Below are 25,149 nucleotides of genomic sequence, written 5' to 3'. Positions count from 1 at the left end.
TTCCGATCAGCGGTGGCGCAGGTCGACGTAGTCGCGCTGGGCCGGGCCGATGTACAGCTGCCGCGGACGCCCGATCTTCTGGTTCTTGTCGGCGATCATCTCTTTCCACTGGCTGATCCAGCCAACGGTCCGCGAAATCGCGAAGATCGGCGTGAACATCGAGGTCGGGAAGCCCATCGCCTCCAGGATGATGCCCGAGTAGAAGTCGACGTTCGGGTAAAGCTTCTTCGAGACGAAGTATTCGTCCTCCAGCGCAATCCGCTCCAGCTCCTTGGCGACTTGGAGAAGGGGGTTGTTCTCGACCCCAAGCAGCCCCAGCACTTCGTCGGCGGATTCCTTCATCACCTTGGCGCGCGGGTCGAAGTTCTTGTAGACCCGGTGGCCAAAGCCCATCAGGCGGAAGCCCGAATTCTTGTCCTTGGCCTTGGCGATGTATTCCGGGATGCGGTCGACGCTGCCGATTTCCTTCAGCATCTCCAGGCAGGCCTGGTTCGCCCCGCCATGCGCCGGACCCCAAAGGCAGGCAATGCCAGCCGCGATGCAGGCAAACGGGTTGGCACCCGAGGAGCCGGCCAGACGGACGGTCGAGGTCGAGGCGTTCTGCTCATGGTCCGCATGCAGCATCATGATGCGGTCCATCGCCTTTTCCAGGACCGGATTGACGACGTAATCCTCGGCCGGGACGGCAAAGCACATGTGCAGGAAGTTGCCCGCATAGCTATGGGCGTTCTTCGGATAGACGAAGGGTTGGCCCACCGAATACTTGTAGGCCATCGCGGCAATGGTTGGCAGCTTGGCGATCATGCGGATCGCCGCGACCTCACGCTGCCAGGGATCGTTGATGTCGGTACTGTCGTGGTAGAAGGCCGCCATCGCGCCGACCACGCCCACCATCGTCGCCATCGGATGCGCGTCGCGGCGGAAACCGCGGAAGAAATAGTGCATCTGTTCATGCACCATCGTGTGGCGGGTCACGCGCTGGGTGAAATCGGCCAGTTGCGCGGCAGTCGGAAGTTCACCGTACAGCAGCAGATAGCAGACTTCGAGATGGGTCGATTTCTCGGCCAACTGCTCGATCGGGTAGCCGCGATACAAGAGTTCGCCCTTGTCGCCGTCGATATAGGTGATCGCGCTTTCGCAAGCGGCGGTCGAGGTGAAGCCCGGGTCGAAGGTGAACACGTCCGCCTCGCCGTAAAGCTTGCGGATGTCCAGCACATCGGGGCCGATGGTGGGTTTGTGGACCGGCAGGTCGTAGGTCTTACCGTCCAGTTCAAGCTTCGCGACTTTGTCCGACATGGTTCTCCCCGGTCATGGCGGTCGCACCCTGGCAGGGGCGGCCATTGGCTATCCTGCACCCCGGCAGGGGCGGCTGCAAGACCGGGGGGCGGGCCTAGCCGGCCGCGTCCATCAGCCTTGCGACGGTTTCTTCCCGACCGATGGTAAGCATCATGTCGTAAACCGAAGGCGTCACGCTGCGGCCCGCGATGGCGGCGCGCAGGGGCGCTGCAAGCTTGCCGAACCCGATGCCGTTTTCAGTGGCGATCTCGGTCAGGATGGGCTCCAGCGCGTCCTTGGTCCAGCTAGCATTTTGCAGGCGCGGCGTCAATGATTTCAGTATACCACGGGATACCGTATCGAGGGACTCCGCCGCCTTGGTCTCGGGGGAAATGGGGCGTTCGATCAGCAGAAATGCCGCCTTTTCCATAAGTTCCGGGAAGGTCTTCGCAGATTTCTTCAAGAAGGGCAGCGCCGCCGCCATCCGCGCCTTTTGCATGTCCGTCAGCGACTCACGCCCGGCCGCGGCCAGGAAAGCCTGCAATTCATGCAGCAGTGCGGCATCATCGGCCATCGCCATGTGGTGGCCGCAGGTATTCTCCAGCTTCTTGAAATCCAGCCGCGCCGGGGCGCGACCGATTCCCTTCAGGTCGAACATCTGCATCGCCTCGTCGCTGGTGAAGATCTCGGCGTCGCCATGCGCCCAGCCCAGACGCGTCAGATAGTTGCGCATCCCGGCGGCCGGATAGCCCATCGCCTGGTATTCCTCGACGCCGGTCGCCCCATGGCGCTTGGACAGCTTCTTGCCGTCCGGCCCGTGGATCAGAGGGATATGCGCCCAGATCGGCACGGTCCAACCCATCGCGTCATACACCATCTGCTGACGGGCCGCGTTGTTCAGGTGATCGTCGCCGCGAATGACATGCGTGACCCCCATGTCGTGGTCATCGACGACCACGGCCAGCATGTAGACCGGCGTCCCGTCGCTGCGCAGCACTATCATGTCGTCCAGCGTCTCGTTCTTGATGACCACGCGGCCCTGGACTTGGTCCTCGATAACCGTCTCACCGGTGCGGGGGGCTTTCATGCGGATGGCAAACGGGGCATCCGGGTGGGTCGCCGGGTCCGCGTCGCGCCAGGGCGACAGGAACACCGGGTAGCGGCCCGCAGCCTCTTCCGCCGCGCGGAAGGCGGCGATTTCTTCCTGCGTCGAGAAGCACTTGTAAGCCGTTCCTCGCGCCAGCATCTCATGCGCCACCTGCGCATGGCGATCGCGACGTTCGAACTGGCTGACCACCTCGCCGTCCCAGTCCAGGCCCAGCCAGGTCAGCCCGCGCAGGATCGCGGCCGTGGCTTCGGGGGTCGAGCGTTCGCGGTCGGTATCCTCGATCCGCAGCAGGAACTTGCCGCCGCGACCCCGGGCATACAGCCAGTTGAACAGCGCCGTCCGCCCGCCGCCGATATGCAGATACCCGGTGGGCGAGGGCGCGAAGCGGGTGACGACAGGTGCGGACATGACGGCATTAACCTTTCGGAAACCATGCGAGGTGTAGGAGTCCAGCGGGTTTAGGCAATCGCGGGGTGGGAAACAAGGTGGGCGTGGCCAGGGCCCTGATCGCGCCGCTCGTGGCGTTGCAGACGATGCAGGGGATGCTGTTCCCCTGGATCGCCGTGCTGATCGGCTGTGGCGTCGGCGTCTGGTTTTCGGTCTCGGTCGAGCCGGGGGCCGGCAGCTATGCGCTTGCAGCCGGGCTGGGGACTGCCGGGCTGGTCCTTGCCGCAAAGCTGGACCTCGCGCGTCCGCTTGGCCTGGCGGTGGCGGCCCTGGCGGCTGGCTGGATCGCGGCCGGCATCCGCGCCCATGCGCTGGACGCGCCGATGCTGACCTTCCGCTACTATGGCCCGGTCGAGGGGCGGATCGTCGAGATCGACCGCTCGCAATCCGATGCGCTGCGGCTGACGCTTGACCAGGTGGTCCTGCGCGAGGCGCCGCCCGACAGGACGCCGGCGCGGGTCCGGGTCTCGTTGCAGGGCGAACAGGCCTGGCTGCAACCGATGCCCGGACATGTCGTGATCCTGACCGCGAACCTCGCCGCGCCCGACGGGCCGGTGGAACCCGGCGCCTTCGACTTTCGCCGCATGGCCTTTTTCGACCAGTTGGGCGCGGTCGGCTATACCCGGACGCCGGTCTTGCTGCTGGAACAGCCCCTGGACGGCGCGCTGCCCATCGACCGGCTGCGCAGCTGGCTGACGCAAGGGATGCTGGCCCATATGGACGGCCAGGCGGGTGCCTTCGCGGCGGGGGCGATGACCGGCGACCGCTCGGCGATCACGGAAGACACGGTGCAGGCGCTGCGCGACAGCTCTCTGGCGCATCTTCTGGCGATCTCGGGCATGAACATGGCGTTCCTGACCGCCTTCGTCTTTGCGCTGTTCCGCTATGGTCTGGCGCTGATCCCCTATGTCGCGCTGCGGGTGAACACCAAGAAGGTCGCGGCGGTGGTCAGCTTGGGCGTGGCGCTGTTCTATCTCCTGCTCTCCGGGGCCAATGTGGCGACCGAGCGGGCCTTCATCATGATCGCGGTGATGCTGGGGGCGGTGCTGCTGGACCGCCGCGCCCTGACGCTGCGGTCGGTGGCTGTGGCGGCGATGATCCTGCTACTCCTGAAGCCCGAAAGCCTGCTGGAGCCGGGATTTCAGATGTCCTTCGCTGCCACCATCGCGCTGATCGTGGGCTTTGCGGCGCTGGACGGCAGCATCTACCGCGAGCGGGTGCCGCGATGGCTGATGCCGGTGTTCACGCTGGTCCTGTCCTCGCTGATCGGCGGGCTGTCGACCGCGCCCTACGCGGCGGCGCATTTCAACCGGTTCACGGACTATGGGCTGCTGGCGAACGTGCTGACCGTGCCGGTCATGGGCGCGGTCATTATGCCGGCCGGCGCGGTGGCGGCGCTTCTGGCCCCGCTGGGCCTGGCCTGGCTACCCCTGTGGTTCATGGAGCAGGGCGCGCGCTGGATCCTGTTCGTCGCCCACTGGATTGCGGGCCTGGAGGGGGCGGTGACCGCGATCCCGGCGCCCGGCCCCTGGGTGCTGCCGCTGTTCACGCTGGGGGCGATCTGGCTGATCCTTTGGCGGGGCAGGGTGCAGTTGGCCGGTGTCCTGCCCATGCTGGTGGCGCTGGGTCTGTGGGCCACGGCCGAGCGGCCAAGCCTGCTGATCTCGGGTGATGGACGCCTGGTGGGGCTGGCCGGACCGGAAGGCCGGGCGCTTTCCGCTGCGAAGGGCGGTGGATTTGCGGCCGAAAACTGGTTGCAGAACGACGGCGACCTTCTGGCGCAGGCAAAGGCGGCCGAGCGTCCGGGCTTTGACGGGCCGAAGGGAGAGCGTTGGTTCGATCTTGCCGGGCTACGGGCGGTCGCGCTGTCGGGCCGGGGGGCCGAGGCCAAGCTGGAGGAGCTATGCCGAACCGCCGACCTGGTCATCCTTGCGGCAAAGGCAGAGCGTCCGCCCGAAGGTTGCCCGCTTCTGGAGCAACCGGCGTTGGCCCAGACCGGACCGCTGGCGATCTGGGTTGACGGCGAAACCCTGCGGATCGAGCAGACGAAGGGCGCACGCCGCCTTTGGTCGCCGCCCTCTCGCCGGGTAGAGTTGCCGGACCTGAACCGAAAGACCCTGGATCTGGCGCGTCAGTAGCTGCGGATCAGGCCGACCAGCCGGCCCTGCACCTTGACCAGGTGATCGGGGAACACCCGTGTTTCATAGGCGGGGTTCGCGGCCTCAAGCGCGATCATGGTGCCGCGACGGCGATAGCGTTTCAGCGTCGCCTCGTGATCCTCGACCAGCGCCACGACGATGTCGCCGTTGTCGGCCGTCGATTGCTCGCGGATGACCACGATATCGCCGTCGTTGATCCCGGCCTCGATCATGGAATCGCCTTTGACCTCAAGGGCATAGTGCTGCCCTTTGCCCGAGAGCATCGAGCCGGGGACCGCAACATGGTGCGACACCTCGGAAATCGCCTCGATCGGGACACCTGCGGCAATGCGGCCCATCACCGGCAGTTCCATCGCATGGACGGACGAGATCGGCAGCGCGCCACGCGGCGGGTCGACCTTGTCGCCGGCGATCACCTTGGGCGAGAAGCCGGGCTTTTCCATCGCCTCGGGCAGCTTCACAATCTCCAGCGCGCGGGCCCGGTGGGCAAGGCGGCGGATGAAGCCCCGCTCCTCAAGCGCGGTAATCAGGCGGTGGATCCCCGATTTCGAGCGCAGGTCCAGCGCGTCCTTCATCTCGTCGAACGAGGGCGGCACCCCGTCGCGGTCCATCCGGTTCTTGATGAAGTCCAGAAGTTCCAACTGCTTGCGCGTCAGCATATGCGGGCCCCCAACAGCATGTGTTAACGCAATGTTCTGCCCGTGTTCCCGGTTTGTGTCAAGAAATATCCACAAGGGGTTAAAGCGGAAGGTAAGGCACCGTGTCCCCCGCGCGACAGGCTGGCGCATCGACCGGACGAAGAAGCAGCGCATCGGCCTGTCCCAGGATCGACAGAAGCGCCGAGTCCTGCCGGTCGAAAGGCGCGATCTCGGGCATCCCGTCGCCGGGCGCCAGCCGTGCGCGCATGTAATGCGCGCGCGGTCCATTGGCAGGCAGATCCACGGTCAACCGCGCCATAAGGGGTTTCGGCGCGGGCGCGGGGTCGCCCAGCATCGCCCGGACCATCGGCAGCAGAAACAGATGGCCGCAGACGATCGCGCTGACCGGATTGCCGGGCAGTCCCAGCATCGGCACCCCGTTCAACCGGCCCGCCATCAGCGGTTTGCCCGGCCGCAGCGCCAGTTTCCAGAAGCTGTGCTCCAGCCCCGCCACCTTGCCCACCAGATCATGGTCCCCGACCGAGGCCCCGCCGATCGTGACGATCAGATCCGCGCCTTCCGCCAGCCCCAGGACCGTGGCCAGTTCCGCCTCTGTATCCCGCGCGATGGGAAGAAGACGCGCTTCACCGCCGGCAGCCTCGACCATGGCCTTCAGCGCAAAGCTGTTCGAGGCGATGATCTGATCCGGCGCCGGGTCTTCGCCGGGCATCACCAACTCGTCCCCCGTCGCGACCAGGGCCACCACGGGCTTTCGGGTCGCCTGCACCGCCGAGATGTTCATCGCCGCCAGCAAAGCCAGGTCGTTCGGCCGCAGGCGCCGGGGCGAGAGGCTATCGCCGGCCCGGAAATCCTGGCCCTGCGGCCGGATGTGCAGGCCAGCGTCCAGACCGTCCTTCAGGATGATCCGGTCACCCACGCGCACCACATCCTCCTGGATGATCACGCGTGTTGCACCGGCGGGTACCGGCGCGCCGGTGAAGATGCGCACCGCCTGGCCAGAGCCAACCGGGCCGGCAAAGGCGTGGCCTGCCCCCGCCTCGCCGATCACGACGAAGGTGTCATCCGGGCCGGGGTCGCCTTGCACCGCATAGCCGTCCATCGCCGAGGCCGGAAAGGGCGGCTGGTCGCGGCGGGCGGTGGCCGGGCTGCACATCCAGCGGCCGGCAGCCTGGGCCAGCGGCACCGTTTCGTGCGGAAGCGGCGCGGCAAGGGCCAGGCAGCGGGCAAGCGCCTCTTCAACCGAAATCATCACTTCGCCTCGTATCGACCTGATTTGCCGCCATCTTTCAGGATCAGCTTGACCCCGTCGATCACCATCGACTTCTCGACCGCCTTGACCATGTCATAGACCGTCAGCGCCGCGACCGAGACGGCGGTCAATGCCTCCATCTCGACCCCGGTCTGGCCCGAGGTCTTGACCGTCGCCTCGATCCTGATGCCTGGAAGGGCGGGATCGGCGGTCAACTCAAGCGCGACCTTGGTGATCGGCAGCGGGTGACACAGGGGGATCAGGTCGGCGGTCCTCTTGGCCGCCATGATGCCGGCCAGCCGCGCGACGGACAGGACATCGCCCTTCTTTGCCCGGCCCTCGGTGATCAGGGCCAAAGTCTCGGCCGTCATCCGCACCGCGCCGATGGCAACGGCCACCCGGTCGGTGACGGGCTTGGCCGAGACGTCGACCATATGGGCCTGGCCGCGGTCGTCAAAATGGGACAGGCCGCTCACAGCCCGCCCTGCGCGGTCAGGGGCCGCGCCAGGATCGCGCGGGTCGCGGCGGTGACGTCGGCTTGCCGCATCAGGCTTTCGCCGATCAGGAAGCAGCGCGCGCCGTATTGCGCCAGATCGGCCAGGTCGTCGGCCGTGTAAAGCCCGCTTTCGGCGACGATCATCCGGTCCTCGGGAACCCGCCGCGCCAGTTTGCGCGTCGTGTCCAGCGTCACCTCGAACGTGTGCAGGTTGCGGTTGTTGATCCCGATCAGCGGCGATTTCAGCAGCGCCGCGCGGTCCAGTTCCTCTTCGTCGTGGACCTCGATCAGGACGTCCATGCCAAGCGCCATCGCTGCCGCTTCCAACTCGGCCGCCTGGCTGTCGTCCAGCGAGGCCATGATGATCAGGATGCAGTCCGCGTTCAGGGCGCGCGACTGTGTGACCTGCCAGGGGTCGTAGAGGAAGTCCTTGCGCAGGCACGGCAAGGCGACGGCGTTATGCGCCGCCACAAGGTATTCGTCGGCCCCCTGGAAACTTGGCGCATCGGTCAGGACCGACAGGCAGGTCGCGCCGCCGGCCTCATAGGCCTTGGCCAGGGCGGGTGGGTCGAAGTCGGGGCGGATCAACCCCTTGGACGGGCTGGCTTTCTTGATCTCGGCAATCAGACCGTATCCGGTCAGCGTCGCCTCGCGCAGGGCGCGGGCAAACCCGCGGGGCGGGCTGGCGGCTTTGGCAGCGGCTTCCAGATCGGCCAGCGACGTGGCGGCCTTGGCCTTGGCCACTTCCTCCAGCTTGTAGGCCTTGATGCGGTCGAGGATGGTGGACATGAAAGGCCTCTCAGGCGTTCGTCAGGCGGCGGAGCGCGTCGACCTTTGACCTGGCCGCACCGGAATCGATCGACTCCCGGGCCAACGCCACGCCGTCGCGCAGGGTTCCCGCCTTGTCGGCCACCACAAGGGCCGCGGCGGCGTTCAGAAGGACGGCGTCGCGGTAGGCCCCCGGCGCGCTGTCGAGGAGGGCTCGGAAGGCGACGGCGTTTTCGGACGGGGTGCCGCCCAGGATCGCTTCGAACGGGTGGGGGGCTAGGCCCGCGTCTTCCGGGTGGACGGTAAAGTCGCGCACCGCCCCGTTTTCCACTGCCGAGACAGAGGTGGGGCCGCAAATGGTGATCTCGTCCGTGCCGTCCGAGCCGTGGACAAGCCAGGCCTTCTCGGACCCCAGGGTCAGCAGCGTCTCGGCCATCGGGCGGATCAGCGCGTCCGAGAAGGCGCCGGTCAGCTGGCGCTTCACCCCGGCGGGATTGGTGAGAGGGCCAAGGATGTTGAAGATCGTCCGCGTCCCAAGTTCCGCGCGGACCGGCATGACATGGCGGATCGCGGGGTGGTGCATCGGGGCCATCATGAAGCCGATCCCGGCCTCGGCCAGGCAGCGTTCCACGACCTCGGGGCCGATCATCACGTTCAGGCCCATCTCGGTCAGCGCATCCGCCGCGCCGGACTTGGACGACAGGTTCCGGTTGCCGTGCTTGGCGACGGTGACGCCCGCCCCGGCCACCACGAAAGCTGTGGCGGTCGAGATGTTGAGCGTGCCCTTGCCGTCGCCACCGGTGCCGACGATGTCCATCGCGCCCTCGGGGGCTTTCACCGGGTTGCATTTCGACCGCATCACGCTGGCGGCGGCGGCGTATTCGTCGACCGTCTCGCCTCGGGTGCGCAGCGCCATGAGGAAGCCACCCATCTGGGCCGGGGTGCCCTCGCCTTCGAAGAGCGCGTTGAAGGCGGCCTCTGCCTCGGTGCGGGTGAGGGGGCGGTTGGCGGCGATGCCGATCAGGGGCTTGAGGACGTCACTCATGCCGGGACCCGGGCCTTGGCCTCGTCCAGGAAGTTGCGCAGCAGTTGGTGGCCGTGTTCCGAGGCGATGGATTCGGGGTGGAACTGGACGCCCTCGATCAGGTGCTGGCGGTGGCGCAGGCCCATGATCGTGCCGTCCTCCAGCCAGGCGGTCACCTCCAGCTCGGCCGGGAGGGTGGCGCGGTCGACGACGAGGGAGTGGTACCGGGTCGCCTGGAAGGGTGAGGGCAGGCCGCGGAACACGCCTTTCCCGGACTGGTGCATGGTCCCCATCTTGCCGTGGACGATCTCATGGCAGCGGACGACGTTGCCGCCGAAGGCTTCGCCGATCGTCTGGTGGCCGAGGCAGACGCCGAGGAGGGGGATGCCGGCCGTCGCGGCGGCGCGGGTCAGGGGCAGGCAGATCCCGGCGGCGGCGGGGTCGCAGGGGCCGGGGGAGAGGACGATCACCTCGGGCGCCATCGCGATCACGTCCTGGACCTGCAGGGCGTCGTTCCGCTTGACGACGACCTCGGCCCCCAGCTCGCCCAGGTAGTGGACGAGGTTGTAGGTGAAGCTGTCGTAATTGTCGATCAGGAGGAGCATGGGCGTCACCTTCGGGCCGGTTGCCGCCGGTTATCGCCGATGCAGGGGGCGGTGTAAACCGGGGGGCTGCGAGGGTGTCCACGGTGGACAAATCCGGGTTCAGGAGCGATATCAGTGGCTTGCTCGTGGGCGTTCAGGAAGTGTTAACTTTTGCCACGGTACGATTTTGGCCCGGAAGTCGCGCCGCCGAACCCAAGAGGCCCCGGCTTACGCCTGGGGCGTCGGTGCCATGGCGAAAGCGTCAGGAGCGGGCGTAGCGATCCTGGTAGCGGATGATGTCATCCTCACCCAGATAGGTGCCGGTCTGCACCTCGATCAGGTCTACGGGCACGCGGCCGGGGTTTTCCAGGCGGTGGACCTCGCCCAGGGGGACGTAGATCGACTGGTTCTCGGCCACCAGACTGACCTGATCGCCCACGGTGACCCGCGCGGTGCCTTGCACGACGACCCAGTGTTCGGCCCGGTGCAGGTGGGATTGCAACGACAGCGCCGCGCCGGGATGGACGTGGATGCGCTTGACCTGAAAGCGGTCGCCCGCGCCGATGGTTTCATACCAGCCCCAGGGCCGCAATTCGCGCGCAAAGCCGGTGGCCTGTGCCGCACCCTGGGCCTTCAACGCCTCGACCGCCAGCCGCACTGCCTGAGAAGAACCGGCGTCGGCCACCAGAACCGCATCCTTCGTCGCCACGGCGACGACGTTCTTCAGGCCGATCCCGATCAATTCCACCCCGTCGCTTTCCGAGCGCAGGAGCGTGTTCTCACAGTCCATCGCCGTGGCGCGGCCGTGGACGGCGGTCCCCGACCCGTCGCGCGGGGTTTCGGCAAAGACCGCGGCCCAAGAGCCAAGGTCGTTCCAGCGCCCGTCATAGCGGACGACCGACAGGCGGTCGGTCTTTTCCATGATCGCATGGTCGATCGAGGTGGCAGGCACCTTGTCCCAGGGGGCCGGGGCCAGGCGGATGAAGCCAAGGTCGGCCTCGGCGGCGGCGACGGCAGCCTCGGCCAGGGCAAGGATCTGCGGGGCATGCAGGCGGGCGGCTTCGATCAGCACATCGGCGCGGGTCAGGAACAGGCCGGCGTTCCACAGATAGCGCGGGTCTTGCAGAAGCTGCGTCGCCAGGTCCAGCGGCGGCTTTTCGATGAAACGGACCAGAGCCTGCACGCCGGGGTGGGTGGGTGTCCCACATTCCAGCCAGCCATAGCCGGTTTCGGCCCGGCTGGGCGCGATGCCAAAGGTGACGATCCGGCCGTCACGCGCGGCAGGCGCGCCACGGTCCACGGCGGCGCGGAAGGCGGCGGCGTCGGGGATCATCTGGTCTGAGGGCGCAAGCAGCATCAGCGCCTGCGGTTCGGTCGCCGCCAGGAGGAGGGCGGCGGCAAGGGCGGCGGGGGCGGTGTTGCGGCCCGCAGGCTCGATCAGCAGGGTCTGGGGGGTAACCCCAACCTCCTCCAGTTGCTCGGCGGCTATGAAACGAAAATCCTCGCCCGTGACGACAAGGGGAGCGGCGAAGCCTTGGGCGTCAAAGCGGCGGGCGGCGGCCTGGAATAGGCTTTCCTCACCCACCAGGGGCACGAATTGTTTGGGGAATTTCGCCCGCGACACCGGCCAAAGCCGGGTGCCCGATCCCCCTGCAAGCAGAACGGGCGTAATCAGGCCCGCACCAATCCTGCCGCCGGCAAGTGCCGGGCGGTCCTCATAACCACTGCCGTCCACGTCAACCTCACCCGTAGTCCCTGCCGTACCCTGGCTGCGGAATGGTTACCAAATGGTAAAAGCCTTCCGGTCTTTCCGAGGTCTTTCAAGGGCATAGCGGCGGCAAATGCCCCCGGTTCGCCATCTTTGGACCAAGGCCGCCCAAGTATTCGTGCGGCCCGAACCATCCCCGGTAGGGGGCGTGGCCCGGACCACAAGCCATGGTAGGCAGAAAGGTTAACGCCAGTCCAGCACGACCTTGCCCGACAGGCCCGAGCGCATGGCGGCAAAGCCCTGCTGGAAGTCGTCCACTGTGAAGCGGTGGGTGATCACGCGGCGGATATCCAGGCCGTTTTCCAGCATGGCGATCATCTTGTACCAGGTCTCGAAGATCTCGCGGCCGTAGACGCCCTTGATCGTGATCGCCTTGAACACGATGCGGGACCAGTCGACGGGGGATTTCCCTGGCGGGATGCCCAGCATGGCGATGCGGCCGCCCATGACCATGTGTTCGACCATCTGGTCCAGGGCGGCTTGCGAGCCGGACATTTCCATCCCCACGTCGAAGCCCTGGGACATCTTGAGGCTGGGGTAGACGGATTTGAGGTCGGTGGTGGCGACGTTCACCGGGACTACGTCGGCGACCTGTCCGGCAAGGTCGAGGCGGGCCTGGTTGATGTCGGTGATGACGACATGGCGCGCGCCGACGTGCCGCGCGACGGCGGCGGCCATGATGCCGATGGGGCCGGCGCCGGTGATCAGGACATCTTCGCCGATCAGGTCGAAGGACAAGGCAGTGTGGACGGCGTTGCCGAGGGGGTCGAGGATCGCGCCGATCTCGTCGTCGATGGCGTCGGGCAGGGGGACGACGTTGAAGGCGGGCAGGCGCAGGTATTGGGCGAAGGCGCCGGGTTCATTGACGCCGATGCCGCGGGTTTCGGGGTCAAGGTGGAACTTGCCCGAGCGGCTTTGGCGCGAGGTCTTGCCGATCAGGTGACCTTCGCCCGAACAGCGCTGGCCGATGCTCAGGCCTTCGACATTGCGGCCGATCTCGACGATCTCGCCGGCGAATTCATGGCCGGTGACGAGGGGCACGGGGACGGTCTTTTGCGCCCAGTCGTCCCAGTTCCAGATATGGATATCGGTGCCGCAGATGCCGGTCTTGTTGATGCGGATCAGCACGTCGTCGGGACCGATCTCGGGCACCGGGCGGGTTTCCATCCAGAGGCCGGGTTCGGGACGGGCTTTGACGAGGGTCTTCATTTCGTTGGTCATCTGAGGACTCCCGTGGCGTGTCCGGCCTTGGTGAAGGCGTCGAGGGCGAAGTCGAGGTCGGCGCGGGTCAGGGCCGCGTTCATCTGGGTGCGGATGCGGGCCTGGCCCTTGGGGACGACGGGGAAGAAGAACGGGGCGACATGGACGCCACTCGCGTTCAGGTCGGCGGCCATGGCCTGCGCAAGCTTGGCGTCGCCCAGCATGACGGGGATGATCGGGTGGTCGCCGGGCAGGAGAGTGAAGCCGGCTTGGGTGAGGCCCGCGCGCCAGTAGCGCGCGTTTTCTGTAAGCTGGACGCGCAGGTCGTCAGCCTGTTCCACGATGTCGAGCGCGGCCAGGGCGGCGCCGACGACGGCGGGGGGCAGCGCGTTGGAGAAAAGGTAGGGCCGGGCGCGCTGGCGCAAAAGGTCGATCACGGGCTGCGGCCCGGCGATATAACCCCCCAGCGCGCCGCCAAGCGCCTTGCCAAGGGTGCCGGTCAGGATATCGACCTGAACACCCGCGCGGGCTGGGGTGCCACGGCCTTGCGGGCCGGTGAAGCCGGTGGCGTGGCAGTCGTCAACCATGACCATCGCGCCGTAGCGGTCGGCAAGAGTGCGGATCGCGGGCAGGTTGGCGTAGAAGCCATCCATCGAGAAAACCCCGTCGGTCGCGATGAGGATGAAGCGGGCGCCGTCCGCGCGGGCCTGCTGCAACTGCGCCTCAAGCTCGGCCATGTCGTTGTTGGCGTAGCGATAGCGCTTCGCCTTGCACAGCCGGATGCCGTCGATGATGCTGGCATGGTTCAGCGCGTCGGAGATGACGGCATCCTCGGAGCCGAGGAGCGGCTCGAACAAACCGCCGTTGGCGTCGAAACAGGCGGCGAAGAGGATGCTGTCGTCCTGGCCAAGATAGGCGGCCAGCCGCGCTTCCAACTGCCGGTGCAGGTCCTGCGTGCCGCAAATGAAGCGCACGCTGGCCATGCCGAATCCGTGGTCGTCCATTGCCTGCTTTGCCGCCGCAATCAGGCGGGGGTCGTCGGCCAGGCCAAGATAGTTGTTGGCGCAAAGGTTCAGCATCTGCCGCCCGGCCATCTGCACATGTGCAGCCTGCGCGCCGGTGATCAGACGCTCGCGCTTCAACAGTCCGTCGGCCTCGATCTGGGCCAGTGTCGCGCCAAGGTGGCTGAGGAAGGCGCCCCGATCCATCGAAATTTCCGTCATTACAGAATCCCCTCCGGTTTGTCGGAAAATGGCAGGCTGCAGGCCTTAAGTCAATATTGCGGAATCAACTCCGTTAAGCTGGAATTTTCTGTCCTCAAATATCCCACGGGGGTCCGGGGGTGTGAAACCCCCGGTCCGCAGGTTCAACTGTCCTGCACGATCAGGATCGCGCGCGCCGGGCCGGGGTCGGCGGCAATCTGATGCGGGCGGTCGGCCGGGTAGCGGGCGACATCCCCGAGGGCGAGCCTTTCGGTCGCCTCGCCCGAGGTGACGGTCAGGCGGCCCTCAAGCACTGTGAGGTGTTCGCGACAGCCGGGGGAATGGGGGTCCGAGGTCAGGCGGGCGCCTGCGGTGAAGGCCAACTCGTAAACCTCGTGCTGGCCGATGCTTTCGGGCGCCGAAAGGATGCGGATGGTCACGCCGCCGCGCTGGATGACCGGGGCGGTGCCGGCGCGGGTCACTTCGATCCCGGGCGTGGGGCGGCCTTCCAGCAGCCCGGCAAAATCAAGTTGCAGCGCCTGGGTCAGGGCCCAGAGCGTGGCGACCGTGGGCGAGGACTCGCCACGTTCGATCTGGCTGACCATAGACCGGCTGACCCCGGACAGTTTGGCGGCGGCATCAAGCGACAGGCCGCGCGCCTTGCGGGCGGTGCGCAGGCTGGCGGCGAGGCGGTCATGAATGTCGGAACGGTCGGCCATGGCCCATGGTGGCGGGGAAGGGCGGGGGCGTCAATCTGGGGGTTCGCGCGTCGTCGACTTCGTCGCTCCTCGCTTGGGTCGCCCACGGACCTCCCGTCGTCGACTTCGTCGCTCTTCGCTCAGGTGAGCCACGGACTGCTCGTCGTCGACTTCGTCGCTCCTCGCTGGCGACGAGAAGCCGAAGGCGCACGAGGAGCGGCCGGTCAGGTGCCGCAGAAGGTGACGTAGTGGCCAAAGCCGGTCGGGGCGGGAAGCATGTAGGGCTCGGACTCGGCAAACGGCGCCTGGATCGCCGCAAGAAGCGCGTGGAAGGGCGTCATGTCGCCATCGGTGGCGGCGGAAAGCGCCTCTTCCACCTGGTGGTTGCGCGGGATCACGGCGGGGTTGGCCTGGGCCAGACGATCCGCGACCCCAGCGCCGACCCCAGCGCCAACCCCAGCGTCGGCACGGGCGCGCCAGCGGGGAAGCCAGGCCTCCATCGGCGTGAAGTCCGCGAAGAGGGGGCGCAGGGCGGCCTCATCCGCGAGGCGGCGGAAGGTCAGGGTCCAGTCCGCGCCCTGCATCGCGGTCAACAGGTCATCGGCCAGGGCCGCATCGCCCTGGTCCGTGCCGAGCAGCCCAAGCTTGCGGCGCATCACCGCCAGCCACGCCTCCCGGTAGCGGGAGGCAATGCCGGTCAGGCGGTCGTTGGCGATCTCGATCGCCTTGTCCTGGTTCGCGTCCAGCAGCGGGACCAGCGTTTCGGCCAGGCGCGCCAGGTTCCAGGCCAGGATCAACGGCTGGTTGGCATAGGCATAGCGGCCCTGATGGTCGATCGAGGAAAAGACGGTGCCGGGCGCGTAGCCTTCCATGAAGGCGCAGGGGCCATAGTCGATCGTCTCGCCCGAGATGGCCATGTTGTCGGTGTTCATCACGCCGTGGATGAAGCCCAGGCCCATCCATTCGGCGACAAGCGCGGCTTGCCGGTCGATCACAGCGTCAAGGAGGGCCAGATACGGGTTCGCGGCCTCGGCCAGGTCCGGGTAGTGGCGGGCGATGGCATAATCGGCCAGCGCCTTGACCTGGTCCCGGTCGCCACGGGCGGCAAAGAACTGGAAGGTGCCGACGCGCAGATGGCTGGCGGCGACGCGCGCCAGGACCGCGCCGGGCAGCTTCGTCTCGCGCCAGACCTCTTCTCCGGTTGCCACGACAGCCAGCGAACGGGTGGTGGGCACGCCGGCGGCGGCCATGAATTCCGAGATCAGATATTCCCGCAACATGGGACCGATGGCGGCCTTGCCGTCGCCCCCGCGCGAGAACGGGGTGCGGCCCGAGCCCTTCAGCTGGATGTCGACGCGGCGACCGTCCGGGGCGACCACCTCGCCCAGAAGATGCGCGCGGCCGTCGCCGAGTTGCGGCGAGAAGCCGCCGAACTGGTGGCCGGCGTAGGCCTGCGCGATGGGATCGGCGTCTGGTGGCAGGGCCGCGCCCGAGAACCAGTCGGTCGCCTCGGCCTCGGTCAGGTGCAGGCCGAGGTCGGTGGCAAGGGCCTGGTTCAGCACCAGAAGGCGCGGGGCGGGGGCGGCGTCGGGCCGGGCCCGCAGATAGGTGCCGGGCAGGTCGCGCGCGTAGGAATGTTCGAAGGCGATGGTCATGCAGGGGATATGCGCCTTGCCCCCGGCGATGACAACCTGCGAGACGGCGATTTCCGAACGGAAATCGGGCCGAATTCCGTTCGGAATTCGCGGCAGCGCCAGGGGCGGCGGGAGGGCCAAGCTGGAGAAGGTGGTCGGGGCGGAGGGATTCGAACTCTCGACCTACGGTACCCAAAACCGTCGCGCTACCAGGCTGCGCTACGCCCCGACAGCGCCCCCATACCCGGAAGCGCAGGGAATGAAAAGCCTTTAGCGGTCGCAGGGCCAGGCAGCACTGCCGGCAGGGATAGCGGGGTGGCGCAACTGGGCCCCGGGCGTGATACCCAGCCGTTCGGCCAGGCCGCCGTTGATTTCCAGGACATAGGCCACGCCCTCGCCGCCGTCGATCGGGGTCAGGTCGCCGGGAATGGCGTTGGAATGGACGCGCGTCACCGCGCCGGTCGCGTCGGCGAAGATCATGTCCAGCGGAATCAGGGTGTTCTTCATCCAGAACCGCGCGCGGCGCGGGCTGTCATAGACGAACAGCATGCCGGCGCCTGCGTCCATGCTTTCGCGGAACATCAGGCCGCGCGCCCGTTCGGCATCGTCGTCGGCAACTTCCACGGCAAAGCTTTCGCTGCCGCCCTGCCAGCGCAGGTCAAGCCGGTCGGGCGCACAGGCCGCTTCGGCCCGCGCTGCACCAGGCAGCGCGAGCAGAAGGGCCAGTGCGAGACCAGCCGCACGCCGCATCAGGACACATCCCGTGCGGCGGCTTCCCAGGATACGACCTGAACGGCCATCCGCCCGCGCCGCCCCTCGATGATCCGAAGGGCGACCGCCTCGCCGGCCGTAAGGTCGGCAAAGCCCGAGACGCGCAGCACCTCGGCATGGATGAACACGTCCTCGGGCCTGCCGAAGACATTGGCAAAGCCGAAGCCCTTGCCCTTGTCGAACCACTTCACACGCGCTGGTTCCAGCGCGAGCGTCAGAATGTCCTCTCCGACCAGCTCGCTGGCTTCTTCGCCCAGAGGAAACACCGCGCCTTCCGGCGGGTCGATCCTTACCACTTCCACAGCCTGAACCCCGCGTTGCGTCCGCTGGACGCGCACCACGATTCCTGCCCCGTCCGCCACGGACCCCTGCCCGAAGTTCCGAAGAACGTTCGCGTGCAGAAGGATATCCGAGTCGGTGTGTTCCGAAACGATGAAACCAAAACCCTTGGAAGGATCAAACCACTTAACGCGACCATGCACGAGCTGCATGACCTCTTCGTCTTCCGTCATGTGCAGAGCCTTCTCCCCAGAATGAGCCCCTTAAGTCGCACAATTGCGGCCAAGTCGGCGCCGGGTTCAAGGGGAAATTGCCATTTACCTTGCGGAGTGCAGGCGAGCCCTTGAAAACTAAGGGTTAAGCCGAAGGACCTGCCAGGCCGCATCCACCGAACTGCGCGACCAGCGAAAGCGGTCGTGCAACCGGAAGTTACCGTCGGCCCAGAATTCGATCTCGACCGGGCGAATGCGGAAGCCACCCCAGAAGGGCGGGCGGGGCGGATTCGGGCCCTTGGTGACGGCGACCTTCGCCGCCTCGGCCATCAGCGCCTCACGCGAGGAGAGGGGCTGCGATTGCTGGCTGGCCCAGGCGCCAAGGCGCGATTTCAGGCTGCGGCTGGCGAAATATTCGTCGGCCTGCGTCCCTTCTTCGCGGCTGACCAGCCCGCGGACCCGAATCTGGCGGCGTAGCGATTTCCAGTGCAAGACGAAGGCCGCCTTGCCCGAGGCCGAAAGCTCTTGCCCCTTCTTCGAGGTGTAGTTGGTGTAAAAGACGAAGGCGCCGCCGCCTTCGCCTGCGGTCTCGATCTCTTTCAGCAGCACCATGCGGACATTGGGCAGACCGTCCTGGTCCACCGTGGCCAGCGCGATGGCGTTGGGATCGTTCGGCTCGACGGCCTCGGCCTCGGCCAGCCAGCTTTGCGCCAGCGCGAAGGGGTCCTCGCCTGCGAAGATGCCGCTGCGGTCCATGGGGAACTCCTTACCCTGGCGCTTCGGACCTGCCTTGAAGGACGGCCGCGCTTCGCCTACACGTCATTGCCAATGAAAAGTGGGCGAGGGGTCAGGAATGTCAACCGGACTGATGCAGGGCAAGCGTGGCCTGATCATGGGACTTGCGAACGACAAGTCCATCGCCTGGGGGATCGCGCAAGCCGTCGCCGCACAGGGCGCAGAGCTGGCGTTCAGTTACCAGGGCGAGGCGCTGAAAAAGCGGGTTGAGCCTTTGGCGGCCAGCCTGGGCAAGCCGATCCTGCATGAATGCGATGTCGGCAGCGACGAAAGCATCGACGCGCTGTTCACCGCGCTGAAGGCGGAATGGGGCCAGTTGGACTTTCTGGTCCATGCCATCGGGTTCGCCGACAAGAACGAACTCCGCGGCCGCTATGTCGACACCAGCCGCGCGGGGTTCGCGCTGGCGATGGATATTTCGGTCTATTCCTTCACCGCCGTGTGCCAGCGTGCCGCCGGGATGATGGCGCAGGGCGGCAGTCTGCTGACGCTGACCTATTACGGCGCGGAAAAGGTCATGCCGCATTACAACGTGATGGGCGTGGCGAAGGCCGGGCTGGAGGCCAGCGTCAAGTATCTGGCCGAGGATCTGGGCCGGGACGGCATCCGGGTGAACGCGATCAGCGCCGGGCCGATCAAGACGCTTGCCGCCAGCGGGATCGGCGATTTCCGCTATATCATGAAGTGGAACGAGTTGAACTCGCCCCTTCGCCGCAACGTGACGCAGGAAGAGGTCGGCAAGGCCGCGCTGTACCTGCTGTCGGACCTGGGGTCCGGCACCACGGGCGAGAACCTGCATGTCGACGCGGGCTATCACGTGGTCGGCATGAAGGCGATCGACGCGCCGGATATCGACGTCGTGACCGGCAAGAAGGAAAACGGCCAGTGAGCCTTGCGGCCTTCCTGGCCTTTGCCGGCCTGGTGATCTTTGCCGCCGTCTCTCCTGGTCCGGCGGTCCTTATGTCGGCCCGCACCGGGCTGACCGAGGGCTTTCGCACCGGCGTGATGCTGGCGCTGGGCATCGCCTCTGGCGCGGTGATCTGGGCCGTGGCGGCGATGTTCGGGCTGCATCTGGTGTTCGACGCGGCCCCCTCGCTGCTGTGGGTGCTGAAGATCGGCGGCGCGGCTTATCTGTTGTGGATGGCCTGGCATCTGTGGCGCGATGCGAAGGTGCCCTTCGTCACGCAGGACAGCCGGCCGGTCCCACGCTCGGCTTTCGCCGCGTTCCGGCTGGGGCTGTGGACCAACCTGGCGAACCCGAAGGCGGCGGTGATGTTTTCGTCGATCTTCCTGGGCACACTGGACGCGGCCACGCCGGTCTGGGTGCTGGGCCTGCTTCTGGCGGTGATCTTTGCGGCCGAGGCGGTCTGGAACAGCCTGGTGGCGCGGATCTTCTCGCTGGACCGGACGCGGGCGCGGTATATCAGCCTGAAAACCGTTATCGACCGCAGCTTCGGCGGGATGCTCGCCCTGCTGGGGGTCAAGATCGTCGCCACCTGAAGGAGCGCGCGCCATGTCCGCCGACCGCCTGCCGCATGAAAAAGGGTTTCACGTCAGCTGGGACCAGATCCACCGCGACGCGCGGGCACTGGCCTGGCGGCTGGATGGCAAGGGCCCGGGCGAGGGCGGCACCTGGAAGGCCGTGGTCGGGATCACCCGGGGCGGGCTGGTGCCGGCGATGATCGTCAGCCGTGAGCTGGACATTCGCGTGGTCGACTCGATCTCGGTCAAGTCGTACCACTCGGGCGGCGGCAAGCAGGACCAGCGGCGCGAGGCGCAGGTGATCAAGGCCCCGAATGCCGAGGTGATGGGCGATGGCACCGGCGTCTTGATCGTCGATGACCTGGTGGACAGCGGCAAGACGCTGGAGCTGATCCGGGGCCTGTATCCCAAGGCGCATTTCGCCTGCGTCTATGCCAAGCCCGAGGGTGAGAAACAGGCCGATACCTATATCACCAGCGTCAGCCAGGACACCTGGATCTTCTTCCCCTGGGACATGGCGCTGCAATATGTCCAACCGATGCGTGGGACCGACTGACCGCTCCTCGTCGCATTGCATGCGCTCGTCGCTGGCGGGCGCTTCCGACGAGACGCGAAGCGCACGAGGAGGTGTCGCGATGAGCCTGCCGCTGAACCCTGCTTTCGCCGCGACCGAGCCGCCCCCGGTGATGGAGGCGCGGCGCTGGCTGGAGGGGGTGGTCCATCCCGAGGGCCGGCCGCTGATCAACGTCAGCCAGGCCGCCCCGGTGGAAAGCCCGCCGCTGGGCCTGCGCCAAGCGCTGGCGGATGCGGCGCTGAACGATCCGGCGGCGCATCTGTACGGGCCGGTCCTGGGCCTGCCGGCGCTGCGCGACGAAATCGCGCGCCAGTTCTCGGTCGCCTATGGCGGGACGATTGGCGCACAAGAGGTGGCGATCACCCAAGGGTGCAACCAGGCCTTCTGCGCGGTGATGGCGACGCTGGCCGGGGCGGGGGACGAGGTGATCCTGCCGACGCCGTGGTATTTCAATCACAAGATGTGGCTGGACATGACCGGCGTCCGCGCCGTGCCGCTGGATACCGGGGCCACGCTGATCCCGGACGCGGCGGCGGCCGAGGCGCTGATCACCCCGCGCACCAGGGCCATCGTGCTGGTCACGCCGAACAACCCCGGCGGGGTGGAATACCCGGCCGAGACGGTGGCGGCCTTCCGCGACCTCGCCCGCGCCCATGGCCTGGCGCTGATCATCGACGAGACTTACCGCGATTTCGACAGCCGCCATTCCATCGAACTGGGCGGGCGGCCGCATGACCTGTTCCTCGACCCCGGCTGGCAGGATACGGTGGTGCAGCTTTACAGCTTCTCCAAGGCCTACCGGCTGACCGGGCACCGGGTCGGCAGCATCGTGGCGGGCGCAGCAAGGCTGGCCGAGGTGGAGAAGTTCCTGGATACCGTCGCGATCTGCCCCAGCCAGCTGGGCCAGATCGGCGCGCTGTGGGGGATGCGCAACCTGGGCCAATGGGTCGCGGGAGAGCGGGACGAGATCCTGGCCCGCCGCACCGCGATGGTCGGGGGCTTCGCCGCGCTGGCGGGGTGGAAGCTTCTGGGCTGCGGGGCGTACTTTGCCTATGTCGAACACCCGTTCGACATCCCCTCGGACGCCTTGTGCAAGCGGCTGGTCACGGATGCCTCGCTTCTGATGCTGCCGGGGACGATGTTCCAGCCCGAGGGCAGCGCGGCCGGCAAACGGCAGATCCGCATCGCCTTTGCCAATGTCGATGCGGCAGGCATCGCGGAAATGTTCCGCAGGCTGGCGGCCTTCCGGCCCTGATGCGGCCTTGCCGCGCTGCGCCCCAGCCACTATTCACCTTGTCCAGACAGGATCCAAAGGCAGACCCATGGCCAAGACCCCCGACCACGAGGACGCGAAACGCCCCAGAGGCAAGGTGAAGGAGGCCGCCGTCTGGCTGATGATGGCCATGCTGATCCTGGGTCTGGGGGGCTTTGGCGTCACCAGCTTCTCGGGCGGGGTCACCCGCGTCGGCAGCGTGGGCGAGGTGGACATCACCACCGACGACTATGCCCGCGCCTTGCAGAACCAGGTGGCGCAATTCTCGCAGCAGATCGGCCAGCCGATCTCGACGCAAGAGGCGCTGGCGTTCGGGATCGACCGGCAGGTGCTGCAGGGCCTGGTCACCCGCGCTGCGCTGGACAATGAGGCCGACCGCATCGGCCTGTCGGTCGGCGACGAGGTCGTGGCGACCGAATTGATGGGGATGGATGCGTTCAAGGGCATCTCGGGCAGCTTTGACCGCGAAGCCTATCGCTTTCAGCTGGACCGCACCAATCAAAGCGAGGCCGAGTTCGAGACCAACCTGCGCCGCGACGTGGCGCGTGAGCTGATGCAGGGCGCGGTGGTCGGCGGCTTTGCGGCCCCGGCGGCGCTGACCGATACGCTGTACGCCTGGATCGGTGAACGGCGCGGCTTTTCCATGCTGCGTCTGACCGAGGCGGACCTGACCGCGCCCCTGGCTGAGCCGACCGACGAGGCGTTGAAAGCGCATTACGACGCGCATCTGGACCGGTTCACCAAGCCCGAGGCGAAGCGGATCACCTATGCCGCACTGCTGCCCGAGGCCATCGCCAAGGACCAGCCGGTCGATGACGCGCTGCTGAAGGAAATGTACGAGGACCGGATCGACGAATTCGTCCTGCCCGAGCGTCGGTTGGTCGAGCGGCTGATCTATCCCGATCAGGCCGCAGCGGATGCCGCGCGCGCCAAGCTGGATGCCGGCACGACCTTCGAGGATCTGGTGACCGAGCGCGGCCTGACGCTGGAGGCGATCGATCTGGGCGACGTGACCCGCGACGATCTGGGCGAGGCCGGCGAGGCCGTGTTCAGCGCCGAAGACGGCGCAGTAGTCGGCCCGCTGCCCAGCGATCTTGGCCCGGCGCTGTTCCGCGTCGTCACGGTGCTGGCGGCGGAAGAGACGACCTTTGATCAGGCGCGCGACATGCTGGCCATCGAGATCCAGACCGATGCCGCCCGGCGCGAGATTGCGGACAAGGTGGAACTGATCGACGACCTCTTGGCCGGTGGTGCCTCGCTGGAGGATCTGGCCAAGGAGGCGGCGCTGGACATCGCGACGCTGGACTTTGTGGCATCGCAGCAGGGCGAGGCGGTGATCGAGGGCTATCCCGCCTTCCGTCAGGCCGCCGAAGCCGTGCAGCAGGACGATTTCGCCGAAGCCATCCTGCTGGAGGACGGCGGCGTCGTCGCCCTGCGGCTGGACGAGGTGGTGCCCGCCGCGCCGATCCCGTTCGAGGAGGCGCGCGATCAGGTGGTTGCGGACTGGCGGCAGGACGCGCTGACTGCGGCCCTGTCCGCCCGCGCGGCCGAGATCATGGCCGAGATCGAAGGGGGCGCTGCGATTGGCACATTCGGCATCGTCGAGGTGACGCCGGAAATCGCTCGGGATGGCTTTGTCGCGAATGCGCCCGAGACGCTGCTGTCGGGTGTCTTTCAGATGGAAGAGGGCGCGGTCGAGGTCGTGGAAGGCCCCGGCTTCGTCGGGGTCGTCAAGCTGGACCGCATCCAGCCCGCCGCGACCGAGGGCGACGAGGCGCTGGCCCTGCGCGACGCGCTGGCGCGGCAGGCCGAGCAAGCCATCGCCGCCGACGCCTTTGCCGCCTTCACCAACGCCCTGACCACCGAGGCCGGGGTCACCCTGGACCAGGCGATGATCAACGGCATCCACGCGAGCCTGCCGTGATGCAACTGTCGCCCACCTTTGCCGAGTTCGAGGCCGCCTGGAACCAAGGCTGCAACCAGATCGTCTGGGCCCGTCTGGCGGCGGACCTGGATACGCCCGTCAGTCTGATGCTGAAGCTGGGCGATGCGCGCGCCGACACGTTCATGCTGGAATCGGTCACGGGGGGCGAGGTTCGGGGCCGCTACTCCATCGTCGGGATGAAGCCGGACCTGATCTGGCAGTGCCGGGGCGAGACCAGCCGCATCAACCGCGAGGCGCGCTTTGACGCGCAGGCCTTCACCGACCTGCCGGGCCATCCGCTGGAGACGTTGCGCGCCCTGATCGCCGAATGCCGCATCGACATGCCCGAGGGGCTGCCAGCGGTGTCCGCCGGGCTGTTCGGCTATCTTGGCTATGACATGATCCGGCTGGTGGAGCATCTGCCGGACGTGAACCCCGACCCACTGGGCGTGCCGGATGCGGTGCTGATGCGGCCTTCGGTCATCGCGGTGCTGGACGGGGTGAAGGGCGATGTGGCCGTCGTCTCGCCGGCCTGGGTCGCCTCGGGTCTGACGGCCCGGGCGGCCTATGCGCAAGCGGCAGAGCGGGTGATGGACGCGCTGCGCGATCTGGACCGGACGCCCTCGGCGGCGCGCGATTTGGGGGATGCGGCGGTGGCGGGGGCGCCGCGGTCGAACTTCACGCATGACGGCTATAAGGCCGCGGTCGAGAAGGCCAAGGAGTATATCCGGGCCGGAGACATCTTTCAGGTGGTGCCAAGCCAGCGCTGGGCGATGGACTTCAAGCTGCCGCCCTTTGCGCTGTATCGGTCGTTGCGGCGGACGAACCCGTCGCCCTTCATGTTCTTCTTCAACTTCGGCGGCTTTCAGGTCGTCGGCGCCAGCCCTGAAATCCTGGTGCGGCTGCGCGACGGCGAGGTGACGGTGCGCCCCATCGCCGGAACGCGAAAGCGGGGGGCGACGGTGGAAGAGGACAAGGCGCTGGAGCTGGACCTCTTGGCCGATCCCAAGGAACGGGCGGAGCATCTGATGCTTCTGGACCTGGGCCGCAACGACGTGGGCCGGGTCGCCAAGGTCGGCACCGTGCGCCCGACCGAGACCTTCATCATCGAACGCTACAGCCACGTCATGCATATCGTGTCGAACGTGGTGGGCGAGATTGCTGACGGCGAGGATGCGCTGTCGGCGCTGCTAGCGGGGCTTCCTGCGGGCACCGTGTCGGGCGCGCCGAAGGTGCGGGCGATGGAGATCATCGACGAGCTGGAACCGGAAAAGCGCGGGATCTATGGCGGCGGCGTCGGGTATTTCGCGGCCAATGGCGAGATGGATTTCTGCATCGCGCTGCGGACGGCGGTCTTGAAGGACGAGACGCTGTATATCCAGGCCGGCGGGGGCGTGGTCTATGACAGCGACCCCGAGGCGGAGTATCAGGAAACCGTCAACAAATCCAACGCCTTGCGCCGCGCGGCCGAGGATGCGGGTCGCTTCGCCGGGCGCGGTAACCTGTAGCCCCGGCGACGATTTTCCTGCGAAAAATCGGGGATCCCGGTGAGGCGCGGCGAGGGTTGA

General features: G+C 67.1%; 23 protein-coding genes and 1 tRNA gene. 7 read left to right on the top strand and 17 right to left on the bottom strand.

Annotation, left to right across the window (positions count from 1 at the left end):
- Window positions 1-6: 6 nt before the first annotated feature.
- Window positions 7-1,296 (bottom strand): citrate synthase, encoded by a 1,290-nt coding sequence (locus tag CXR42_RS06055; RefSeq protein ID WP_103256538.1) that lies wholly within the window; start codon window positions 1,294-1,296, stop codon window positions 7-9.
- A gap of 94 nt (window positions 1,297-1,390) precedes the next feature.
- On the bottom strand, window positions 1,391-2,791 hold the full coding sequence (gene gltX / locus CXR42_RS06050; RefSeq protein ID WP_103256537.1) for a glutamate--tRNA ligase: 1,401 nt from the start codon (window positions 2,789-2,791) through the stop codon (window positions 1,391-1,393).
- An 83-nt stretch (window positions 2,792-2,874) separates the two neighbouring features.
- Between gltX and CXR42_RS06045 the strand changes: the two genes are divergently transcribed.
- Window positions 2,875-4,968 carry a ComEC/Rec2 family competence protein gene (locus CXR42_RS06045; RefSeq protein ID WP_245875348.1) on the top strand — a complete coding sequence of 698 codons (2,094 nt, stop codon included), beginning with the start codon at window positions 2,875-2,877 and terminating at the stop codon, window positions 4,966-4,968.
- On the opposite strand, the gene lexA is transcribed toward CXR42_RS06045, so the two are convergent.
- From lexA to pdxH, 15 genes are all read right to left on the bottom strand, one after another.
- Window positions 4,962-5,648 (bottom strand): transcriptional repressor LexA, encoded by a 687-nt coding sequence (lexA, locus tag CXR42_RS06040; RefSeq protein WP_103256536.1) that lies wholly within the window; start codon window positions 5,646-5,648, stop codon window positions 4,962-4,964. The two genes, CXR42_RS06045 and lexA, sit on opposite strands and share 7 nt — an antisense overlap.
- Before the next feature lie 79 nt (window positions 5,649-5,727).
- Window positions 5,728-6,897 (bottom strand): molybdopterin molybdotransferase MoeA, encoded by a 1,170-nt coding sequence (locus CXR42_RS06035; protein WP_103256535.1) that lies wholly within the window; start codon window positions 6,895-6,897, stop codon window positions 5,728-5,730.
- The gene (moaC, locus tag CXR42_RS06030; protein ID WP_103256534.1) at window positions 6,897-7,373 is read right to left on the bottom strand and encodes a cyclic pyranopterin monophosphate synthase MoaC; all 477 of its coding nucleotides are present in this window, start codon (window positions 7,371-7,373) and stop codon (window positions 6,897-6,899) included. Before moaC ends, CXR42_RS06035 begins: the two co-directional genes overlap by 1 nt.
- Window positions 7,370-8,182 carry an indole-3-glycerol phosphate synthase TrpC gene (gene trpC / locus CXR42_RS06025; RefSeq protein ID WP_103256533.1) on the bottom strand — a complete coding sequence of 271 codons (813 nt, stop codon included), beginning with the start codon at window positions 8,180-8,182 and terminating at the stop codon, window positions 7,370-7,372. Before trpC ends, moaC begins: the two co-directional genes overlap by 4 nt.
- Before the next feature lie 10 nt (window positions 8,183-8,192).
- Window positions 8,193-9,206, bottom strand: coding sequence for an anthranilate phosphoribosyltransferase (gene trpD / locus CXR42_RS06020; RefSeq protein ID WP_103256532.1), 1,014 nt, complete (start codon window positions 9,204-9,206; stop codon window positions 8,193-8,195).
- Entirely contained in the window at window positions 9,203-9,790 is a 588-nt protein-coding gene (locus CXR42_RS06015; protein ID WP_103256531.1) for an aminodeoxychorismate/anthranilate synthase component II, read from the bottom strand. The genes trpD and CXR42_RS06015 overlap by 4 nt, the downstream gene beginning before the upstream one ends.
- Before the next feature lie 241 nt (window positions 9,791-10,031).
- Window positions 10,032-11,444 (bottom strand): mannose-1-phosphate guanylyltransferase/mannose-6-phosphate isomerase, encoded by a 1,413-nt coding sequence (locus tag CXR42_RS06010; protein ID WP_103257057.1) that lies wholly within the window; start codon window positions 11,442-11,444, stop codon window positions 10,032-10,034.
- Window positions 11,445-11,720: 276 nt separating this feature from the next.
- On the bottom strand, window positions 11,721-12,758 hold the full coding sequence (gene tdh / locus CXR42_RS06005; protein WP_425444841.1) for an L-threonine 3-dehydrogenase: 1,038 nt from the start codon (window positions 12,756-12,758) through the stop codon (window positions 11,721-11,723).
- Window positions 12,755-13,960: a glycine C-acetyltransferase gene (locus CXR42_RS06000; protein WP_245875347.1), complete on the bottom strand. Its 1,206-nt coding sequence runs from the start codon at window positions 13,958-13,960 to the stop codon at window positions 12,755-12,757. The genes tdh and CXR42_RS06000 overlap by 4 nt, the downstream gene beginning before the upstream one ends.
- A gap of 143 nt (window positions 13,961-14,103) precedes the next feature.
- On the bottom strand, window positions 14,104-14,658 hold the full coding sequence (locus CXR42_RS05995) for a helix-turn-helix domain-containing protein (protein ID WP_103256530.1): 555 nt from the start codon (window positions 14,656-14,658) through the stop codon (window positions 14,104-14,106).
- Between the two features lie 203 nt (window positions 14,659-14,861).
- On the bottom strand, window positions 14,862-16,292 hold the full coding sequence (locus tag CXR42_RS05990; protein ID WP_103257054.1) for a protein adenylyltransferase SelO: 1,431 nt from the start codon (window positions 16,290-16,292) through the stop codon (window positions 14,862-14,864).
- A 131-nt stretch (window positions 16,293-16,423) separates the two neighbouring features.
- A tRNA-Pro gene (locus CXR42_RS05985) sits at window positions 16,424-16,500 on the bottom strand.
- Window positions 16,501-16,541: 41 nt separating this feature from the next.
- Window positions 16,542-17,021, bottom strand: a complete 480-nt coding sequence (locus tag CXR42_RS05980) for a DUF192 domain-containing protein (protein ID WP_103256529.1) — start codon at window positions 17,019-17,021, stop codon at window positions 16,542-16,544.
- The gene (locus CXR42_RS05975; RefSeq protein ID WP_103256528.1) at window positions 17,021-17,554 is read right to left on the bottom strand and encodes a cold-shock protein; all 534 of its coding nucleotides are present in this window, start codon (window positions 17,552-17,554) and stop codon (window positions 17,021-17,023) included. Before CXR42_RS05975 ends, CXR42_RS05980 begins: the two co-directional genes overlap by 1 nt.
- Before the next feature lie 117 nt (window positions 17,555-17,671).
- On the bottom strand, window positions 17,672-18,289 hold the full coding sequence (pdxH, locus tag CXR42_RS05970) for a pyridoxamine 5'-phosphate oxidase (protein ID WP_103256527.1): 618 nt from the start codon (window positions 18,287-18,289) through the stop codon (window positions 17,672-17,674).
- A gap of 97 nt (window positions 18,290-18,386) precedes the next feature.
- Between pdxH and fabI the strand changes: the two genes are divergently transcribed.
- The 6 genes from fabI to trpE all read left to right on the top strand — a co-directional run bounded on the left by fabI (window position 18,387) and on the right by trpE (window position 25,089).
- Window positions 18,387-19,217: an enoyl-ACP reductase FabI gene (gene fabI / locus CXR42_RS05965; RefSeq protein ID WP_103256526.1), complete on the top strand. Its 831-nt coding sequence runs from the start codon at window positions 18,387-18,389 to the stop codon at window positions 19,215-19,217.
- The gene (locus CXR42_RS05960) at window positions 19,214-19,828 is read left to right on the top strand and encodes a LysE family translocator (RefSeq protein WP_103256525.1); all 615 of its coding nucleotides are present in this window, start codon (window positions 19,214-19,216) and stop codon (window positions 19,826-19,828) included. Before fabI ends, CXR42_RS05960 begins: the two co-directional genes overlap by 4 nt.
- 13 nt (window positions 19,829-19,841) lie before the next feature.
- Complete coding sequence (gene gpt / locus CXR42_RS05955) at window positions 19,842-20,366, top strand: xanthine phosphoribosyltransferase (protein ID WP_103256524.1); 525 nt, start codon at window positions 19,842-19,844, stop codon at window positions 20,364-20,366.
- Between the two features lie 79 nt (window positions 20,367-20,445).
- On the top strand, window positions 20,446-21,639 hold the full coding sequence (locus tag CXR42_RS05950; protein ID WP_103256523.1) for an aminotransferase: 1,194 nt from the start codon (window positions 20,446-20,448) through the stop codon (window positions 21,637-21,639).
- Between the two features lie 67 nt (window positions 21,640-21,706).
- Complete coding sequence (locus tag CXR42_RS05945; protein ID WP_103256522.1) at window positions 21,707-23,581, top strand: peptidylprolyl isomerase; 1,875 nt, start codon at window positions 21,707-21,709, stop codon at window positions 23,579-23,581.
- Window positions 23,581-25,089, top strand: coding sequence for an anthranilate synthase component I (gene trpE, locus CXR42_RS05940; protein ID WP_103256521.1), 1,509 nt, complete (start codon window positions 23,581-23,583; stop codon window positions 25,087-25,089). The genes CXR42_RS05945 and trpE overlap by 1 nt, the downstream gene beginning before the upstream one ends.
- The last annotated feature ends 60 nt before the right edge of the window (window positions 25,090-25,149 follow it).

It is taken from the genome of Tabrizicola aquatica, from assembly GCF_002900975.1.
Taxonomy (GTDB): Bacteria; Pseudomonadota; Alphaproteobacteria; order Rhodobacterales; family Rhodobacteraceae; genus Tabrizicola; species Tabrizicola aquatica.
This window is presented reverse-complemented; position numbering and strand designations above follow the sequence as displayed.

What these genes read in the sequence shown, in the direction of transcription:
- CXR42_RS05980 (WP_103256529.1), bottom strand. Translation starts at nt 17,021, where the DNA reads ATGCGGCGTGCGGCTGGTCTCGCACTGGCCCTTCTGCTCGCGCTGCCT.
- trpD (WP_103256532.1), bottom strand. Translation starts at nt 9,206, where the DNA reads ATGAGTGACGTCCTCAAGCCCCTGATCGGCATCGCCGCCAACCGCCCC.
- CXR42_RS06000 (WP_245875347.1), bottom strand. Translation starts at nt 13,960, where the DNA reads ATGACGGAAATTTCGATGGATCGGGGCGCCTTCCTCAGCCACCTTGGC.
- CXR42_RS05950 (WP_103256523.1), top strand. Translation starts at nt 20,446, where the DNA reads ATGAGCCTGCCGCTGAACCCTGCTTTCGCCGCGACCGAGCCGCCCCCG.
- CXR42_RS06035 (WP_103256535.1), bottom strand. Translation starts at nt 6,897, where the DNA reads ATGATTTCGGTTGAAGAGGCGCTTGCCCGCTGCCTGGCCCTTGCCGCG.
- fabI (WP_103256526.1), top strand. Translation starts at nt 18,387, where the DNA reads ATGTCAACCGGACTGATGCAGGGCAAGCGTGGCCTGATCATGGGACTT.
- trpE (WP_103256521.1), top strand. Translation starts at nt 23,581, where the DNA reads ATGCAACTGTCGCCCACCTTTGCCGAGTTCGAGGCCGCCTGGAACCAA.
- CXR42_RS05995 (WP_103256530.1), bottom strand. Translation starts at nt 14,658, where the DNA reads ATGGCCGACCGTTCCGACATTCATGACCGCCTCGCCGCCAGCCTGCGC.
- gltX (WP_103256537.1), bottom strand. Translation starts at nt 2,791, where the DNA reads ATGTCCGCACCTGTCGTCACCCGCTTCGCGCCCTCGCCCACCGGGTAT.
- pdxH (WP_103256527.1), bottom strand. Translation starts at nt 18,289, where the DNA reads ATGGACCGCAGCGGCATCTTCGCAGGCGAGGACCCCTTCGCGCTGGCG.
- CXR42_RS06055 (WP_103256538.1), bottom strand. Translation starts at nt 1,296, where the DNA reads ATGTCGGACAAAGTCGCGAAGCTTGAACTGGACGGTAAGACCTACGAC.
- tdh (WP_425444841.1), bottom strand. Translation starts at nt 12,758, where the DNA reads ATGACCAACGAAATGAAGACCCTCGTCAAAGCCCGTCCCGAACCCGGC.
- CXR42_RS05975 (WP_103256528.1), bottom strand. Translation starts at nt 17,554, where the DNA reads ATGACGGAAGACGAAGAGGTCATGCAGCTCGTGCATGGTCGCGTTAAG.
- CXR42_RS05945 (WP_103256522.1), top strand. Translation starts at nt 21,707, where the DNA reads ATGGCCAAGACCCCCGACCACGAGGACGCGAAACGCCCCAGAGGCAAG.
- gpt (WP_103256524.1), top strand. Translation starts at nt 19,842, where the DNA reads ATGTCCGCCGACCGCCTGCCGCATGAAAAAGGGTTTCACGTCAGCTGG.
- CXR42_RS06015 (WP_103256531.1), bottom strand. Translation starts at nt 9,790, where the DNA reads ATGCTCCTCCTGATCGACAATTACGACAGCTTCACCTACAACCTCGTC.
- CXR42_RS05990 (WP_103257054.1), bottom strand. Translation starts at nt 16,292, where the DNA reads ATGACCATCGCCTTCGAACATTCCTACGCGCGCGACCTGCCCGGCACC.
- trpC (WP_103256533.1), bottom strand. Translation starts at nt 8,182, where the DNA reads ATGTCCACCATCCTCGACCGCATCAAGGCCTACAAGCTGGAGGAAGTG.
- lexA (WP_103256536.1), bottom strand. Translation starts at nt 5,648, where the DNA reads ATGCTGACGCGCAAGCAGTTGGAACTTCTGGACTTCATCAAGAACCGG.